Here is a 982-nt window from a genome sequence, read left to right as displayed (position 1 = left end):
GTTAAGTTGTAAATTTCAACTTAATCTTGGCAATAGTAAAAATACAAAGCGACCTATTAGGTCTCAATTACAAGACGAGGTATAAAGCCCATGTTTTAGGGGGGATTAACATGTTTTTGGGATTAATGACAAAGCATCTTTTATTACTTTTACATAAGAACGAGACACAGGAATTTTAATATCAATTGTATGTAGCGATAATTGCAACCCTCCAGCATTACCACTGTAGTGTTGAATGTTTTGCAGGTTGACCGCATAAGAACGGTGGCATCGTAATATAATTGTTTTTTCTGGAAGCTGCTTTAATAAACCACTAAGAGATACACGTAATAGTTTACGTGAAGTTGAAGCTCCTTCTTGTATTGTTATTTCACAATAGTTGTCTGAAGATTTAATAAATAAAATATGGTGAGGAGCCGTATTAATTTCGTCGTTTTTGTTATCGCCTTTGAGAGTAATTGTCTTTAACTCAACTTCTCTCAACTGCTCTTGAGCAACGCTAACTGTACTTGGCTTAGTTAAATCTATTACATGCCTATTTACCACAAGTAAAAAAATAAGAGGAAATACACCAATACAAAAAATATACCCTACAAAAAGTAATTGATTCTGCCAATGCCAAGATCCAAGTACAGCAACCACAAAATACCCATGATTGAATATCGCAGTAATTAAAATATATGTGATAGGAATAATAATTAAACGGTTTAATTTACTTAGCTTAAACTTAAGTAACACTATTTCTATGAAACCTGACAATAGCAAAGCACAAAAGGTTACTAACCCATAGCCAAAAAGCCGCAGAAACTTGTAAGACTCGGTATCGCTTGAAGTGCCAAAAGGTTGAAATACAAAAAGTACAAAAAGCGTTATAAACGAAAACATGACGGCACGATATACAACTAACTTTCTCGAATCTAGATCATCTTTGAGCCACAACATCCTATTTTGCATACCTTTAATCCACCAATATTTAAAAATA

Annotated in this window: 1 protein-coding gene; it reads right to left on the bottom strand. The window is 33.4% G+C overall.

Features of this window, described 5'->3' with window-relative positions:
- Nucleotides 1–105 precede the first annotated feature (105 nt).
- Nucleotides 106–981, bottom strand: coding sequence for a LytTR family DNA-binding domain-containing protein (locus H5072_RS20280; protein ID WP_310735909.1), 876 nt, complete (start codon nucleotides 979–981; stop codon nucleotides 106–108).
- Nucleotide 982: the final 1 nt, after the last annotated feature.

It is taken from the genome of Pseudoalteromonas sp. SR45-5 (assembly GCF_014163565.1).
In the GTDB taxonomy this organism is placed as follows: Bacteria; Pseudomonadota; Gammaproteobacteria; order Enterobacterales; family Alteromonadaceae; genus Pseudoalteromonas; species Pseudoalteromonas distincta.
This window is presented reverse-complemented; position numbering and strand designations above follow the sequence as displayed.